Annotated in this window: 15 protein-coding genes and 2 pseudogenes; 3 read left to right on the top strand and 14 right to left on the bottom strand. The window is 41.7% G+C overall.

All coding sequences use genetic code 11. The annotated features are described in order from the left end of the window. Positions 1-11 precede the first annotated feature (11 nt). Complete coding sequence (locus tag MKY49_RS08030; RefSeq protein ID WP_312507092.1) at positions 12-401, top strand: RDD family protein; 390 nt, start codon at positions 12-14, stop codon at positions 399-401. Between the two features lie 143 nt (positions 402-544). Here the strand turns inward: MKY49_RS08030 and MKY49_RS23000 are convergent. The 3 genes and pseudogenes from MKY49_RS23000 to MKY49_RS08020 all read right to left on the bottom strand — a co-directional run. Continuing rightward, positions 545-670 (bottom strand): annotated as a pseudogene (locus tag MKY49_RS23000) (transposase); the annotation flags it as partial. Then, positions 658-888, bottom strand: a pseudogene (locus tag MKY49_RS08025) (IS5/IS1182 family transposase); the annotation flags it as partial. The pseudogenes MKY49_RS08025 and MKY49_RS23000, both read right to left, overlap by 13 nt. 374 nt (positions 889-1,262) lie before the next feature. Continuing rightward, positions 1,263-1,694 carry a GNAT family N-acetyltransferase gene (locus MKY49_RS08020; RefSeq protein ID WP_341385921.1) on the bottom strand — a complete coding sequence of 144 codons (432 nt, stop codon included), beginning with the start codon at positions 1,692-1,694 and terminating at the stop codon, positions 1,263-1,265. A gap of 126 nt (positions 1,695-1,820) precedes the next feature. On the opposite strand from MKY49_RS08020, the gene MKY49_RS08015 reads away from it, so the two are divergent. Beyond that, positions 1,821-2,273, top strand: coding sequence for a MarR family winged helix-turn-helix transcriptional regulator (locus MKY49_RS08015; protein ID WP_274796588.1), 453 nt, complete (start codon positions 1,821-1,823; stop codon positions 2,271-2,273). Positions 2,274-2,315: 42 nt separating this feature from the next. Here the strand turns inward: MKY49_RS08015 and MKY49_RS08010 are convergent, their stop codons facing one another. Further along, positions 2,316-3,671, bottom strand: a complete 1,356-nt coding sequence (locus MKY49_RS08010; protein ID WP_341385920.1) for an aspartate aminotransferase family protein — start codon at positions 3,669-3,671, stop codon at positions 2,316-2,318. A gap of 140 nt (positions 3,672-3,811) precedes the next feature. On the opposite strand from MKY49_RS08010, the gene MKY49_RS08005 reads away from it, so the two are divergent. Then, positions 3,812-5,449, top strand: coding sequence for a PucR family transcriptional regulator (locus MKY49_RS08005; protein WP_341385919.1), 1,638 nt, complete (start codon positions 3,812-3,814; stop codon positions 5,447-5,449). Here the strand turns inward: MKY49_RS08005 and MKY49_RS08000 are convergent. From MKY49_RS08000 to MKY49_RS07955, 10 genes are read right to left on the bottom strand one after another with little or no spacing between them, the layout of a single operon-like run. Next, the gene (locus tag MKY49_RS08000; protein ID WP_341385918.1) at positions 5,438-6,265 is read right to left on the bottom strand and encodes an ABC transporter permease; all 828 of its coding nucleotides are present in this window, start codon (positions 6,263-6,265) and stop codon (positions 5,438-5,440) included. The genes MKY49_RS08005 and MKY49_RS08000 overlap by 12 nt on opposite strands. A 12-nt stretch (positions 6,266-6,277) precedes the next feature. After that, the gene (locus MKY49_RS07995; RefSeq protein WP_312507094.1) at positions 6,278-7,219 is read right to left on the bottom strand and encodes an ABC transporter permease; all 942 of its coding nucleotides are present in this window, start codon (positions 7,217-7,219) and stop codon (positions 6,278-6,280) included. Positions 7,220-7,235: 16 nt separating this feature from the next. Then, the gene (locus MKY49_RS07990) at positions 7,236-8,792 is read right to left on the bottom strand and encodes an ABC transporter substrate-binding protein (RefSeq protein ID WP_322605715.1); all 1,557 of its coding nucleotides are present in this window, start codon (positions 8,790-8,792) and stop codon (positions 7,236-7,238) included. Between the two features lie 17 nt (positions 8,793-8,809). Next, a complete protein-coding gene (locus MKY49_RS07985) occupies positions 8,810-9,781 on the bottom strand; it encodes a P1 family peptidase (RefSeq protein WP_341385917.1) in 972 nt (323 codons plus the stop codon). A 38-nt stretch (positions 9,782-9,819) separates the two neighbouring features. Continuing rightward, positions 9,820-10,797 carry an ABC transporter ATP-binding protein gene (locus MKY49_RS07980; RefSeq protein ID WP_341385916.1) on the bottom strand — a complete coding sequence of 326 codons (978 nt, stop codon included), beginning with the start codon at positions 10,795-10,797 and terminating at the stop codon, positions 9,820-9,822. After that, positions 10,766-11,800: an ABC transporter ATP-binding protein gene (locus MKY49_RS07975; protein ID WP_274796580.1), complete on the bottom strand. Its 1,035-nt coding sequence runs from the start codon at positions 11,798-11,800 to the stop codon at positions 10,766-10,768. Before MKY49_RS07975 ends, MKY49_RS07980 begins: the two co-directional genes overlap by 32 nt. Before the next feature lie 15 nt (positions 11,801-11,815). Further along, on the bottom strand, positions 11,816-13,264 hold the full coding sequence (locus tag MKY49_RS07970; RefSeq protein ID WP_274796579.1) for an aldehyde dehydrogenase family protein: 1,449 nt from the start codon (positions 13,262-13,264) through the stop codon (positions 11,816-11,818). Between the two features lie 10 nt (positions 13,265-13,274). Next, positions 13,275-14,021, bottom strand: coding sequence for an SDR family NAD(P)-dependent oxidoreductase (locus tag MKY49_RS07965; RefSeq protein WP_313471239.1), 747 nt, complete (start codon positions 14,019-14,021; stop codon positions 13,275-13,277). A 1-nt stretch (position 14,022) separates the two neighbouring features. Continuing rightward, positions 14,023-15,111 (bottom strand): tartrate dehydrogenase, encoded by a 1,089-nt coding sequence (locus MKY49_RS07960; protein WP_341385915.1) that lies wholly within the window; start codon positions 15,109-15,111, stop codon positions 14,023-14,025. Next, positions 15,108-16,340 (bottom strand): M20 family metallopeptidase, encoded by a 1,233-nt coding sequence (locus tag MKY49_RS07955; protein ID WP_274796576.1) that lies wholly within the window; start codon positions 16,338-16,340, stop codon positions 15,108-15,110. Before MKY49_RS07955 ends, MKY49_RS07960 begins: the two co-directional genes overlap by 4 nt. Positions 16,341-16,372 lie beyond the last annotated feature (32 nt).

Below are 16,372 nucleotides of genomic sequence, written 5' to 3'. Positions count from 1 at the left end.
GGAGGTCTTTCATGGAATCGGTGACAAAAAAACGAGCAGCAGCTTTTTTAATTGATACAGCTATTTCAACGGCTGCTACGTTCGGTATTGAATATTTCCTACGAAAAAAGGTTAAAAATGAGGCTGTTCATGCACTAGTTACACCAACAGTCGTGTTGTGGGCACTCGAATATGCACAGCTCCGAAAAAACGGACAAACTATTGGCTACAAAGCAATGGGACTAGCACTTGAAAATGAAGATGGTCGTCCATTATCTTGCGCTCAAATTATTAAACGAATGGCTTATCGAGACACAATCAGTACGTTTGCTTATTTAAAAGATCGTCAAGCCTTTGAGCAACAACATGGACAGTGTCTGCCACATGATAGCTTTGCCCATACGATTGTGAAAGAAATTTAAAGGAAGACTGCCCAACTGCTTTGGATAACTCAGACTGTAGACAAAAGCCATCGAGAAGCTCACTATCGATGGCTTTTGTCATTTTTCTTCCTATTTCATTTTTACTTCCAAACCACACATACTCTTCGAGCATATTTGCTCTCTTAAGCTTGTTGCCATGTCCAAGTAGCCAGCTTTTTCAAATTCATAGCAGCGAAAGTAAGCATCGCCTGCATGGACAATATTTTAAGACCTCTTAAGGTTGTCCATCGCATACCATGCTTTTGATGGTTTGACGCATGGACCGAATACCAAAAACTTAAAGAGAACAACAGGATCAATACTAGGACGCCCATAAACAGAGTAGAAGTTTTCTACTAAAGGATAGATAAATGAAAAAATCAATAGCAGCCTCTAGTTTTCGCACTAAATGATTGGTGAGAACTAATTGATCAATTGTTAACATTTCTAATTGTTCACGTTCATTGGTTTGATTTTTCGTCATCATGGTTGATCATTTCAATAGTTTACTTTTTATCAATAGGTAAATAAGGAGTGCTTTATGTATAAGTTGATTGGAACGAAGGGCGGCGACTCCTGCGGGAATAGCTGGAAAGTCGAGATCCTGGACTGAGCGAAGAGGGAAATAGCTCGACCCCGCCCGCAGAAAGCGTCCGCCCGTAGTAGAAATCAACGGCTTACTTTATTTCATTGGAAAAGAAAAAAGACTGTAGACAAACTCAAAATCCATTGAATTTGTCTACAGTCTGGGCTATCCAACTACTGCAATATCCATTTATTCCATGCCTTCTCCCCTTTTAACTAAACAGCAAAAAAAGGTTACCTAGTCCCCGCTAAGTCTGGAAAATTACTGAAAAATGACTACCAGTATTTTTTCATTAGAATATGAGGGATGCCACAATCCATGAATTCTTCACCTTCACGCTGATAGCCTAATTTTTCATAAAAGCCCTCTGCATAGGATTGGGCATTTAGCTTTGCTTTTGTTAGGCCTTTATCTCGTGCGATTTGTTCTAAACCAACGATAATTTCTTTGCCAAGACCATATTTGCGGTATTCCTCCAAAACGCAAATACGCTCTAATTTGCCATAGCCCTCCACTACTCGAAGTCTACCTGTTCCAACAGGTTGCTCGTTGTAATAGACAAGAATATGATCACATGGTGCATCAAGCGCATCAAATTCATCATATTCTTCTTCAGCTGGGACTTGTTGCTCTTCGATAAAAACGTTACGTCGAAAATCAAACGCTGTTTGTAATTCTGCTTCAGTTGTTACCTTTTTTATACTCATGACTATTCCTCCTAGCTTCTTCTGCATCACCATCTTCCTTAGATGCAATTTCACGTTGAAGATGATACTATTAGTATAGAACGATTTTTATTGCAAATACAACAAAAATCTCAGGAGGATTAAAAAATGAAGGAAATCTTACGTGAAATAGGCGCGATTGCACGAGCATTAGATTCAATTAGTAATATTGAATTTAAGGAGTTAGATTTAACGAAGGGACAATATTTATATGTGATTCGAATTTGTGAAAACCCTGGCATCATTCAGGAAAAGGTCGCGGAGCTTTTGAAGGTGGATCGCACTACTGCTTCACGGGCTATTAAAAAATTAGAGACAAAGGGCTTTATTGAAAAACGTATTGAGCAGGGGAATAAGAAAAATAAATTACTCTTTCCAACTGCAAAAAGCTTGGACATTTATCCCTTTTTAAAACGGGAAGGTGAATACTCTAATGCGCGTGCACTCGAAGGGTTCTCGTCAGAGGAAATCGACAGCATCCACAGTCTTTTGACGCGTGTTTTGCATAATGTAGAAATAGATTGGGAAGAAGTGAAAAAAGGTCATAAACGACAATACTAAAGGCGATTCCCCGTGCTTCCACACGTCGGGAATCGCCTCCTGCTATGCATTAGCTGCAAATACTCTTTTTAATACCGCCACCATAAAGTCAACATCTTCATCGGTACAGCAAAGTGGTGGACTTAACGTAATGATATTATTGAAGCCCTCCACTGTATCGCCATTTTTCCCAACAATTAACCCATTTGCTTGACAATCAGCTATAATTTTTGCGATTAGTTCTGGCTTTGCCGGTGTTTGGGATTGTTTATCTTCCACTAGTTCGATGCCAATAAGTAAGCCTAGGCCACGAACATCTCCAACAAAAGGTAGCTCCAATAAGTCTTGCAAATCATGTAGGAATTGAATACCCAAATCTCTTGCTCGTTGTACAAGGCACTCTTCCTCCAAAATTTTAATGTTTTCTAAAGCTACTGCACAGGCTGCTGGATTACCTCCGAACGTATTAATATGTCGAAAATGGCTATAGCCATCCATCGCTTTAAATTTTTCGTAAATATCTTTGCGTACTGCCGTAATGGATAACGGTAGATAGGCACTCGTTAATCCTTTTGCCATAGTAATGACATCAGGTCGAATATCGAAATGTTGATGACCAAAGAGCTTCCCTGTTCGCCCGAAGCCACATATTACTTCATCGATAATAAGTAATACGCCATGTTTTCTACAAATGCGCTCGACTTCCTTGACATATGTAGGGTGTGGGATAAGAACACCACCACCTGTTATCAGTGGCTCCATGATGACAGCGGCAATCGTTTCTTTTTGCTCCCAAATAATCTTTTCCTCCATTTCACGGGCACACGCTATATTGTAGGCCTCAACCGATTGCCCTTTTGGACGCCGATAATGATCTGGTGGGGCAACATGCAAGAAACCAGGTGTTAACGGCTCATACTTATATTTTCGTAATGCCTGCCCTGTGGCAGCTAATGCCCCAAGTGAGCTACCATGATAGCCCCGATAGCGAGCGATGATTTTATAGCGGGTCCCCTCCCCATTTTGTTGATGGTATTGGCGTATTATTTTAAATGCCACCTCATTGGCATCAGAGCCGCTATTGGAATAAAACATCATATAGTCATCTTCTAATAAGCTATTAATTTTTTCAGCAAGTCGGATGGCAGGTTCATGACTTTGTGTTAAAGGAGCATAGCAAAGCTTTTTCAACTGCTCATAGGCAACCTTGGCAAGACGCTCACGTCCATAGCCCACATTAACGGCCCATAAGCCTGACATGCCATCTAAAAAGCGGTTGCCTAAACTATCGGTAATCCATGCGCCTTCTCCCTGTTCAATGATTATGGGCGCCCTGTCATTATGCATAGACATGTGATGCCAAACGTTTTCATGATCCTTTTGTTGTAAGGTATGTGTGAACTGATCGTTTCGCTCCATATCATGACCTCCAATCATGTATCATTGATGTCTTTTGATCTATCACCATTTTCCCTATTAATCGAGTTAATATTGAAATTTTCTGATTTATCTAACATAATAAAATAGACATTGTACATTCGAAGGGCAGGTGCTAAATTATGTCCAAACATCCTCTACTCGTACGTGATGTCCTCAAGCGTAAGCATTTTGAATCAGCGAAGCTCATTGCAGGACAGCAGGGTCTTGATCGTCAAGTTCTATGGACACATATTTTAGAAATAAAAAATGTTGACACTTTAATCAATGGTGGTGAACTGATTTTAACCACTGGTGTCGGTTTACAATTAGAACGTGAAACACAAATTGCCTACTTACAAAATCTGATACGCAATGAAGCTGCAGGTCTTTGTATTGAAATTGGAGACTATTTTGACCATGTCCCCGCAGAATTGATTGCCATGGCGAATGCCCATCATTTCCCTATTATCATCTTTGAAGAAATTGTACGATTTATCGATATTACGCAAGATTTACACACGTACATAATTAATCAACACCAGCAGGCACTTACACAGCTAGATACCTTATCCAAAACTTTTATGGAATTATCATTAATGCCGAATGGTATTTTAAAAATTTTACAAGTCCTCTATCAAGATACAGAGGCATCCTTTTTATTTGTCTCGGAAGATACTAAAAGCTTTTACTACCCTGTCGAGGCTAAAAAATTCTTACGTGTTATGGAGGAGCATTGTCAGCAGTTAGAACTACAAAAGCCCTTGCACCTTTTATCGATTGACGGGGATCATTTTGTCATTATTCCTGTCAATGGACTTGGACAAGTATGGGGCTATTTATGTATGCATTCTGGACTGCCAAAGCCGAGTGATTACACTCTATTAAACCTTGAACGCGCAACGATGTCGATTGCCCATATTTTAATGCGCAACCGTATGCTTCAGGAGCGCCAGCAAAGCCGAGAGGATGAGTTTATTCTTGCCTTAATTCAAGGTCAGCCAGTAGATATTCAGTACTATCAAAGCTATTTACCTATCGAAAGTCGTAATTTATTTTACCGAGTCATCGTGTTCAATCTACATGATGTAGCTAACGTTGTACCTGAAGAAGAGTGGCAGGAAATCCAATTGCAAAATGCCATGTATGTTCGTTCTATTTTAAAAAAACTAGGATTTTTCCCTACCGTATCGGTAAGACAGCATGAAATTATTATTTTAGCCTTTTACATTGCCGCAGATTATATGAAAGACAATCGGGATGCCTTCGATCAAGCAATTTCACAGATTACTGCTAGACGAGCTGCACAGTTTTTTGAGCAGCTCACCCTCAGCTGTGGCATAAGTCATGTCTATCAAGCAATCGAGAGTGTTCATCTTGGCTATAAGGAGGCTAAATCGGTCATCCAAATGCAGCATCATCAATTGACAAGCTCTATCTATTATAAGGATTTAGGTGTTTATCGATTATTATTACAGCAGGATCAAACTACCCTCCTGCAATATGTGAAAGATTATTTACAAGAGATTTTGCTGCTAGATCAGAAAAGTAGCCATAATTTATTTCAAACATTGGCAGTATATTTAACATGTAATGGGGCTAAAAATGATACGGCGGAACAACTGTATATCGTTCGTCAAACTCTTTATAAACGAATCGAACGGCTAGAAGGTATATTAGGTGCTGATTTTTTACAAGCTCCGCACCGCCTAAATATTGAAATGGCCGTTAAGGCATATGCGCTCTTGGAAAAAACAGCACCTGATTTATTACGATTTTGAACGTGGGTCCATAAAATCTCGTAAAGCGTTACTAAGCATATATAAACCGAGAACAAGAATTGTAATGGCTCCTCCAGGGGCATACGTATACCAAGGGGCACCTATTAGATAAGCTTGTGAATCTTTTAACATTCTGCCCCAGCTAGGGTTTGGTGGCTGTACCCCAAGCCCTAAATAGCTTAGGGCTGCCTCAGCTAGCATCGCAGTTGCAAATGTCACAGTTGCTGCAACAATAATTTGCGACGAAATGTTCGGCAAAATATGACGGAACATAATGCTATGAGGCTTAACACCAATTAATTTTGCTGCTAGCACATATTCCGAATCCCGTTGCTGCACAAAGCCACTTCGTGCAATCCTCGCAATAGCAGGTATTGCGATAATGCCAAGTGCTATAGCGGTATTCATAATACCTGGACCAAATACTGCCACAAGCATTAATGCTAATATAATGCCTGGAAAGGCCATTAACGCATCCATCGTCCGCATAAAAATTTCATCGATCCAGCCCCCAACATAGCCTGCAATCCCTCCGATCAGGATGCCAAACACCGTGCCAATTGCTACGGTTAATAGACCCACTGCAAAGGCTGTTTGTGTCCCCTTCATAATGCGGCTAAAAATATCACGCCCGAACTCATCTGTGCCAAACATATATGCACCACCAGGCCCACGCAATTTTTCTGGTATATTCATCGCATTGACATCATGGGGTGTATAAAAAAAGCTAACAATCATGATGAGTAGAAAGCCAACAATCACGAGGAGACCAATGACTAAATTGATTTTTTTAGTATAGCGCTGTAGTTGTTTCATTGTAGCCACCTCTTAACGTAATCGAATTCTAGGGTCCAACACAGAATATAAAACATCAACGATAAAATTAATCATAACGACAGCTACTGTAATATACATGACAATTCCCTGTACAAGAGGGAAATCACGATTACTAATAGCCGTAATAAGAAGCTGACCGATTCCTGGTAATGAAAACACTTGCTCCACGATAATTGTGCCCGCTACAACCTCTGCCATTATCAAACCAAAAACCGTTAAAATCGGTATCATTGAATTTTTCAATACATGCTTATACATCACATTTTGTTCAGACATACCCTTACTGCGAATGGTGCGGACATAATCGAGCTGGACCTGCTCCAAAATAGCTGTTCGGACATAACGGAAATTAACAGCAATTTGTGGGATCGCTATCGTTAAAGCTGGCAGGATTAGTGTACTTAGCGCCCCTGTTACACTTTGCGTCCAAGGAATATAGCCACTAATTTTAAAGAAGCTGAACTGTAGGCCAATGTAAAGAATAAGCATCATCCCTAGCCAAAAGGATGGTACGGCCATACCAATTTGTGTAACCGTCGATAATGACACGTCACTTAATTTATTTTGTCTTCTTGCAGCAAACATTCCTAAAGGTAAGGAAATGATTAAGACAATGATGAGCGTGAGCCCTGCTAAAGACATGGTGACAGGAAGCCGATCAAATAATAACTCTTTTACAGGCATGGAAAATCGAATGGAATCCCCTAATTGCCCTGTCAATAAGCCCTTCATCCAATCCACATATTGTTCATAAAGAGGACGATCCAAGCCAAGCTCAGATCGTAAATTTTCAATTTGTGTGGAATCCGCCTCTGTTCCTAACATTGTACGAACCGGATCACCAGGTAATATTTGAAAAACACCAAATGTAATAATGGATACTAGAAGGATGGTTGTTATTAACAGGATGATTCGACGTAGGATATACATCATCAGCATTCATCCCTTTCTAGTTTGAAAACTTGACCTCTGACATATCGTGGAACCAGAATGGATAGCTCTTAAGCCCCGTCACTTGTTTGTCAGAACCCCAAACGATCTGGTAATCAGCAATATAAACTGCTGTAGCTTGCTCTGCTAAAATTTCCTGTGCTCGATGATAATAGTCTATTTGTTTTGCCTGATCTGTTTCCTTTAACACATCAGCCATAATTTTGTCGTATTCCTCATTTTTAAATAGGAAAAAGTTTTCGCTATCATTGGTAGAAATGTAATCATTCAAAATTTCGTAGGCAGATGCACGACCTGTTAAATCAATCGTTGTCATCTCATAATCGCGACCAAAGTAAACGCGATCTAGCCAAATGCCCCATTCCACTACTTCAATTTCGACATCAATCCCAATTTCTTGTAAATTCGCCACGACAATTTGTGCAATATTGGAGTAAATATCATTATGCGAGGATACCGTAATCTTTGTTTTAAAGCCATCCGGATAACCAGCTTCTGCTAATAATGCTTTCGCTTTTTCCACGTCTCGTTCATACATACTTTCTAAGCCCTTCTTTTGGAAATCGCCCATTGCTGGACTCATATTAGAGCCAAGTGGTACAGCATAGCCTGCAAATACAGAATCAATGATATCGGCTTTACTAATCGCGTAGTTGATTGCTTGACGTACCTTGACATTATCAAATGGTGCCTTTGTTTCATTAAACGTAACGATTAAGGAGGAGTTATTATTTTGATGTGATAAATTATAGCTAGCCTCCACCTCGCTAACCCGGTGCCAAGGTACGCTCGTTAAATCTACTTCATTGGCCATCAAGCTCATAATCGCAGCCTGATCATCCGATTGAAAGGCAAAGGTAACTTTATTTAGGTAAGGCAATCCTTCCTGCCAGTAGTGCTCATTTTTCTTGAGCTCTAAGTTGGTACCAGGTGCGTATTTCACAAAGGCAAAGGGGCCTGTGCCGATTGGATTTTCATTATGCTTCCCATCATTACTTTTAGGAATAATGGCTGACTGTCTTGCTGTTAATGAATACAGGAAATTTGAATTTGGCTCTTTTAGCTTTATAACAAATGTATTGGCATCTGGTGCCTCTGTAGATGCTACATTATCAAAGTTATTGGACATTTTTTCCCCTCCGTTTTTCCCCATTAAACGGTCAAAGGAATATTGAATATCCTCCATCGTTACATCCTCGCCATTATGAAACTTCACGCCTTGACGAATTTTAAACGTATACGTTAAACCATCCTCAGAAATTTCGTAGCTCTCTGCCAGCCCTTCTTTTAGCGAGCCATCCGTTTCGGGTGCCATCAGTCCCTCAAAAATATTCAAAATCATTTGATAGGAAATGGACGCTGTTGCTTTATGTGGATCTAAAAAATCAGGATCATCATTGACACGTACAACGATTTCCTGTGGAACATCTGTAGTCGTTTGACCATCTGAAGTCCCTGTGCTTGCAGCATTTTTCTCTCCATCACTTGAACACGCACTCATCACCAATGCCATGATGAAAGTTATTAGCATAAACCCTCTGTTTTTCAATTTCATGGTCGTTCCCCCTTTTCCTAAGTGCTTCTATTTTGAATGCTCGTATAGCTTTCAACATCTGCCAATTTTTCTGCAGCTTTAATACCAGCGAGAATGGCTTCCTCCATGACCTTTGTTGCTAAATGCCCTAAATAATCAAGCCCATAGCATTGATCTCCTGTACCGAGCACAAAAATTGTATCGCCATCGAGCATCGTGTGGACAGGATAAATCGTTCGTGCTAAAGCATTTTGTGTAAGCTGGGCAATCTTTTTAGCCTCCGCTTTCGTAAGCTTCGCATTCACTGCCACAACGCCAATGGTTGTATTCGTGCCAGCTAATGCCTCCGATTGAGCATGCTGCTCTAAATAGGTACAGCAGTCTAGCCACTGTCCTGATTGAGCATCTCTTGCTCCTGCTAAAATTTCCCTTGTAGCAGGATCCTTGATATCACCCACTGCATTGACAGCTACGATAGCACCCGCTACTAGACCATCTTTACCAGCATAGGAAGCACTACCAAGTCCACCCTTCATCGCAAAGTCAGGTCCTGCTAGTTTTCCAACCGTTGCGCCATAGCCAGCGCCGACATTGCCGTTTGGAAATGATCCAACTTGTGCTGCTTTTGCTGCTTCATAGCCCATAAGTGCAGTTGGTCGAGCTTGAGGATCTCCAATAAATAAATCGAACAATACAGCACTTGGAACAATAGGAATTTTCGCCACACCTGCATCTACTCCAATCCCTTGCTCCTCTAGAAACTGCATAACTCCTGTCGCCGCATCTAAACCAAAAGCACTCCCCCCAGATAAACAAATACCATGTACACGGTCAATCTCATTGATTGGGTCTAATGCATCCGTTTCACGAGTACCTGGTGCAGAGCCTCGGACATCCACCCCACATACTGCTCCGTGCTCCACTAAAAGTGCCGTGCAGCCAGTAATTCCTTCCTTGTTTTCCCTATGTCCCACCTTAATTCCAGGAACATCAGTTATATTGCCAAACATCACCAACACCTCAACCTTAAATAGTTTTAATATTCAGATTATTTATCATATAAAAAGCAGGCAACTCGCTGATTGGCATTTTCATGCTGAAGCATCGGTCTTTCCTGATGACACTTTTCCATAACAAACGGACAACGTGTATGAAAGACACAGCCAACAGGCGGATTCATTGGACTTGGTAATTCACCTTGTAAAAGTATTTCCTGTTTTGGCTCATCAAAATTAACAACAGGAATGGCAGAGAGCAATGCTTGAGTGTATGGATGCAATGGATTGGCATAAAGCTCTTTTTTTGTGCCTATTTCCACCACTCTACCTAAATACAACACCGCCACCCGGTCACTAATATGCTTCACAACGCTTAAATCATGGGAGATAAATAAATAGGTTAAATGAAATTCATCCTGTAAATCCATCATTAAGTTTAGTACTTGTGACTGAACCGATACATCGAGTGCCGACACAGGCTCATCCGCAATAATAAACTCTGGATGGATGGCTAGTGCCCTTGCAATACCAATACGTTGGCGCTGACCACCAGAAAATTCATGCGGAAACTTATGCATGGCATCCTCTGGTAGACCTACCTTTTGCAATAGCTCCTTAACACGCTCTTTTCGTTGTACCTTTGTCAACGTTAATTGCAGCTTCATCGGTTCTTCAATAATAGAGCCAATCCGCTTGCGAGGATTAAGGGAAGCGAAGGGATCCTGAAAAATCATTTGCATTTGATTGCGATAGCTTTGCAGCTTGTTGCCCTTTAAATGCTGGATCGGTTGTCCCTTATACAAAACTTCTCCACCAGTTGGTTCAACAAGCTTTAAAATCGTTCGCCCAAATGTTGATTTTCCAGAGCCTGATTCGCCCACAATCCCAAGTGTTTCTCCTCTATAAATCTCAATCGAAATATCATCCACTGCTTTAATGACCTTTTTTTCCTCCTTCATGGACTTGCGCTTCACAGGAAAGTAGGCTTTTAAATGGTTAATTTCCAGCAAAACTTCTTTCTCCGTCATGAGCCAGCTCTCCTTTCTCTGTGAATAAATGACAGCGTACTTTATGTGCCTCCTGAATATGATGGATGGCTGGTTGCTCCTGATGACAATGTGCCATTACATGCGGACAACGAGGGGCAAAACGACAACCATTCGGTAATGCATATGCAGGTGGCACGCTACCTGGAATCGAAGGTAGCCTTTTCACATCTGTTTCAAGACTAGGCATCGTTTTTAAGAGAGCTGTTGTATAAGGATGCTGCGGATTTAAAAATAGCTCTCTCACAGGGGCTTCCTCGACAATTTGCCCTGCATACATCACCATAACACGGTCAGCCGTTTCAGCCACAACACTCATATCATGGGTAATAAATAAAATTGCTGATTGATGCTCTTCCTTCATTTTCATCATCAGCTTTAAAATTTGTGCCTGCACTGTAACATCCAGTGCAGTGGTTGGCTCATCCGCAATCAAGAGCTGCGGATGATTGGACATGGCGATGGCAATCATCACACGTTGCCGCATCCCCCCTGATAATTGGTGGGGGTATTCTGCAATCACCTTTTCTGCATTCGCAATCCCAACTTCCTTTAATAAATGTAACGCTTGATTCCACGCTTCTTTTTTGGATACCTTTTGATGCCTGCGAATGCCTTCTATCATTTGATTTCCAATGGTAAAGACAGGATCTAAAGAGGTCATTGGCTCTTGGAAAATCATACTAATTTCATTGCCACGAATACGGCTCATTTCTTTATTTTTATAATCTAGTAGATTCCTCCCGTTTAAGGCGATGGAACCTGCTGTAATTTCACCTGGCGGTATAGGAAGTAAACGCATAATCGCTAACGATGTAATACTTTTGCCACTTCCTGATTCGCCTACAAGTGCAACCGTTTCGCCTTTATGAATAGTAAAGTTTACATCTTCAACAACTTTAGCCTCTTTACCATTTTTCAAATGGAATTTAATCGATAATTGCTTGACCTCTAAAAGGACTTCTTTTTCTTTTGGCTGTTCCATATGCGTCCCTCCATCTCAGCGTTGATTAGGTGGTGCATAGCGTATAGCGATATTTTTCATTTGCGTATAGTTTCGCAGTGCAACAAAGCCCTTTTCTCGACCAATCCCACTTTTTTTATAGCCTCCAAATGGCATTTGAATCCCACCGGCTGCCCCGTAATTATTGATAAATACTTGTCCAGCCTGCACGCGGCTTGCCACAAAATGAGCAGTATCAATATTTTGTGACCAAACGCCAGCCACTAGGCCATAGTCGGTGCTATTGGCTAAGGCAATGGCTTCCTCCACACTTGAAAATGTCAAAACCGTCAACACGGGACCAAAAATTTCTTCCTGTGCTAATGGATCCTTTGAATCGACACCATCCAGTATAGTTGGCTGTATATAGTACCCTTTGTCATAGCCTTCTATTAGTAATGGCTCCCCACCCGTGATGACATAGCCATCTGCCTTTGCTTGCTGTAGTAATCCAGTAATTTTCGTAAATTGCCGTTCATTTAATAGTGGGCCCATATCCAAATCTGCCTCACCAGGTCCTACTTGTAGCGCTTGGAATTTTTCCACTAATTGCGAAACGAATGAATCTTTGACCGTTTCTTCAATGATTAAACGGGCCCCTGCAGAACAAGTTTGACCTGCATTTTGAATAATGGCACGCATAACACCTTCCAGTGCTTGCTCTATATTCGCATCGGCAAAAACAATATTAGGCGATTTCCCTCCAAGCTCTAATGTCACAGGAATAATATTTTCCGCAGCAGCCTTCATCACTGCGATACCAGTAGGAACTGAGCCCGTAAACGTAATATGGTTAATATCAGGATGTGATGTTAAATACGGACCAACATCTCGTCCCAGACCGGTAATATGCTGAAAAATCCCCTTAGGCAATTTATCGGCCAACCATTCAGCGATCGCATGCGTTGTAAGCGGTGTATCCTCGGCACTCTTCACTATAACGGCATTGCCTGTAGCAATAGCCGCTGCAACACTTCTCGCTGTAATTTGAATCGGATAATTCCATGGCACAATATGTACCGTAATGCCGACTGGCTCTAGCACTACCGCATTTAATAGTCCATCCTCAATCGGAATGGTATCCCCCATCACTTTATCTGCAGCCCCGCCGTAAAATTCAAAATAGCGAGCGGCGGCTTCAATATCTGCTCTTGCCTGTGATAAAGGTTTTCCTACATCGCGACATTCTAGTAAACTCCATTCCTCTGCATGCATGCGAATATAATGGGCAAGTTCAATCAATAACTGCCCTCGTTCATACGCCTTCCATTGACGCCAATCGTCACTTTCAAATGCTACACGGGCTGCACGTACTGCTTCATCAACCTGCGCTTTACTAGCATTGCTAATTTGCGCAATCACTTCTCCAGTTGATGGATTTCGAACATCCACTAATGCCGCACCATGAACCCACTCCCCATTGATTAACATAGGAATTTTTTTCATTGTACCCCTCCTATAATCCACGACCACCATCTACATGTAGTGTCGTCCCTGTAACCATGCTTGCTGCATCTGATAGTAAATAACTAACAGCTCCTGCAATATCAGAAGGCTTCACTAATCGACCTAGTGGGACAGATTGTACAAATACACTTTGCTTTGTTTGCTCTATATCTGCTCCCTGTGCAGCAAATTGACCAAGCATTTGTGTGTCAGCTGGTCCTGGATGAATCGTATTAACACGAATTTGACTTGATGCTAGTTCAATAGCAAGGCCTCTCGTAAAGCTTTCCGCTGCGCCCTTTGACGCAATATAAGCCTGGAGGCCCGGTCTCGGACGTACTGCAGAAATAGAGGCAATCGTAATAATGGAACCCTTTTGCTGCTGTTTCATAAAAGGGACAATAGCTTTTGTCGTGATAAATAAGCTTTTCACGTTGACATCCATTAAACGATTCCACTCATCCATCGTTACCTGTTCAATTGGTGTGGCTGATTGTGCAACCCCAAGCGCATTGACAAGGCCATCAATCCTACCATAGTTATCAAAAACCTGCTGGCAGATGGCATGGACACCCTCCTCATGTAAAACATTGACTTCAAAGCATTGCAAAGAATCATGTGCAATTTCTTTTAGAGGCTCTACTGATAAATCGAGCGCTACCACAATATTGCCTTGCTTTAGCTGTTCTTCAATAATGGCTTTTCCCATACCGCCACCTGCGCCTGTTACAACAATGACCTGTTGCTCAACTGTCATCCTAAACACCTCCAGCTGTTATCGTCCTATTTATGATTTCCTGACAAATAGCGTCGCCCATTTGTTCAGTTGTCGCTTGTCCACCAATATCTGCTGTTTTCACAAGACCCTGTTGTAGTACCGTTGTAATAGCATTGACTATAAGCTGCTCTAAATCCGTTCTCCCTTGATGCCCAAGAAGTAAGGCAAGCGACCAAATTTGAGCGATTGGATTAGCAATGCCCTTTCCAGCAATATCAGGTGCCGAACCATGTACAGGCTCAAACATGGAAGGAAAATCCTTCTCGGGATTCAGATTGGCCGACGGAGATAAACCAAGACCTCCAACAATCGCAGAGCCTAAATCAGATAAAATATCACCGAATAAATTGGATGCTACAACCACCTCAAAGTCCTGTGGTCGTTCAACAAAATAAGCAACTAATGCATCAATGTAAATGGATTCGAGCTGTAGTGCTGGAGCGCTTTCTGCCACCGTTTTTCTTGTATGCTCATCCCAAAATTTCATGGAATGAATAATCGCATTCGATTTTGTGGCACTTGTTAGTTTGGTTTTCTCGTGTTGCTTCGCATAATCACAAGCAGCTTGGACAATTTTTTCGATGCCAATGCGCGTCATAATCGTATTTTGAATGGTCATTTCCTGTGGCTGCTGTTGATACAATCGCCCACCACTATCTGAATACTCGCCCTCTGCATTTTCACGGAAGATGACAAAATCTATGTCATTGCCACGAGCCAAAGGGGACGTAATCCCAGGCAGTGATTTAATAGGACGGAAATTCACATATTGCTGGAACTGTTTCCGAATCGGCATAATCAATTCCCACACCGTTACATCATCAGGCACACGGGCATCGCCAATTGCACCAAATAAAATCGCATCATACGCTTGAAGTGTTTCAAGTGCATGATCAGGCATCATACAGCCATGCTGCACGTAGTAATCAGAGCTCCAAGGAAAGATCGTTGTTTCAATTTGTAAGGAGCTATCTTGTTCTTGCAAGCAATTTAACACTTTTAACGCTTCCTGCATTACTTCTTTCCCTATGCCATCTCCAGGTATTACCGCTATTTTGATCACTGTCATTGTGCATCACCAGCCAAAAATTTTAATGCTGCTAAACGATAAATAGCAGTTGTTTCTGCCAATTCTTCAATATCTACATATTCATTGATTTGATGTGGAATTTCACGATCTCCTGCGCCAACTGTCACAATCGGAATTCCATGCACATGAAGAAACGTACCATCTGTTGCTCCAGGAACACCATTGTATTTTGGCTCCTTCTCTGTCACCTCTGCCACTGCCTCATAAATAGCCTGTACAACAGGATCTTCCTTTGCTGTTGCCGTTGCTGGTCGATTATCAAGGACCGTTAGCTCGACTTTAAAATCAGGATCATCCGCTTGTAAACGTTTAATGATCGCTTCAATTTTGCCAAGCAGTTCATTATGGTCTTGCGCTGGAACCGTACGAATATCAAGTGTCGTCATACAATGATCCGGAATAACATTGATCTGTGCATCCCCCTTTACAGGCGCACGTAAAATCGTTGGCGTAATCGACGGCCAATTCAACATTGGATCACGCCCTAACCTCGCTTGCTCCTCTTTTTCCAGTTTTTCAAGCTCTACGATCAAACGTGCCATCCGCCAGTTCGGATTTATGCCGCTCCACGAAATTGCTCCATGCGCCATTTTACCGAAAATATCTACCTGTAAACGAATAGCCCCACGCTGTGCAATACAGACATTATTTTCCTGGGGCTCACAGATAATCGCTCCATCCACACCATCAGCCCAGCCATTTTTAATAAAATGTTTAATGCCCAGCATCAACCCTTCTTCATCACAAGGAATACATAAAATAATCTTGCCCGTAAACTCCTCCTGATCCAGTAACAATGACTGACAAGCTGTAATCATACAAGCAAGATTTCCCTTTGTATCATTCGTCCCTCTACCATACATGCGTCCATCCACAATCTCTGCCCCGAATGGATCATAGGCCCATGCTTCTCGATTACCTTCCGTAACTACATCTGTATGCCCCTCAAAAAGCAATGTTTTCCCCGGCTTCCCCGAATCAATAATCCCAATAACATTTGGTCGCCCAGGCACAACCTCCTCGATATGCGTTTCAATACCAATATCTCGTAAATATGCCGCAACAAAATTCGCAACCTCTTGTTCATTACCGTTCGGATCATTCTCACGGTAAACGCTTTCAATTCGTACGAGCTTCTGTGTTAAAGCTATAACCGCCTCACGATCGCGCACATACGATGTCGTTGTCTTTAAACTAGTTACTGTCATGCAAAGGACCTCCTATTTTAGGGAATATTCTG

This window comes from Lysinibacillus sp. FSL M8-0134 (assembly GCF_038069745.1).
In the GTDB taxonomy this organism is placed as follows: Bacteria; Bacillota; Bacilli; order Bacillales_A; family Planococcaceae; genus Lysinibacillus; species Lysinibacillus irui.
The sequence above is the reverse complement of the archived record's forward strand: the minus strand, read 5'-3'. Positions and strand labels throughout refer to the sequence as shown.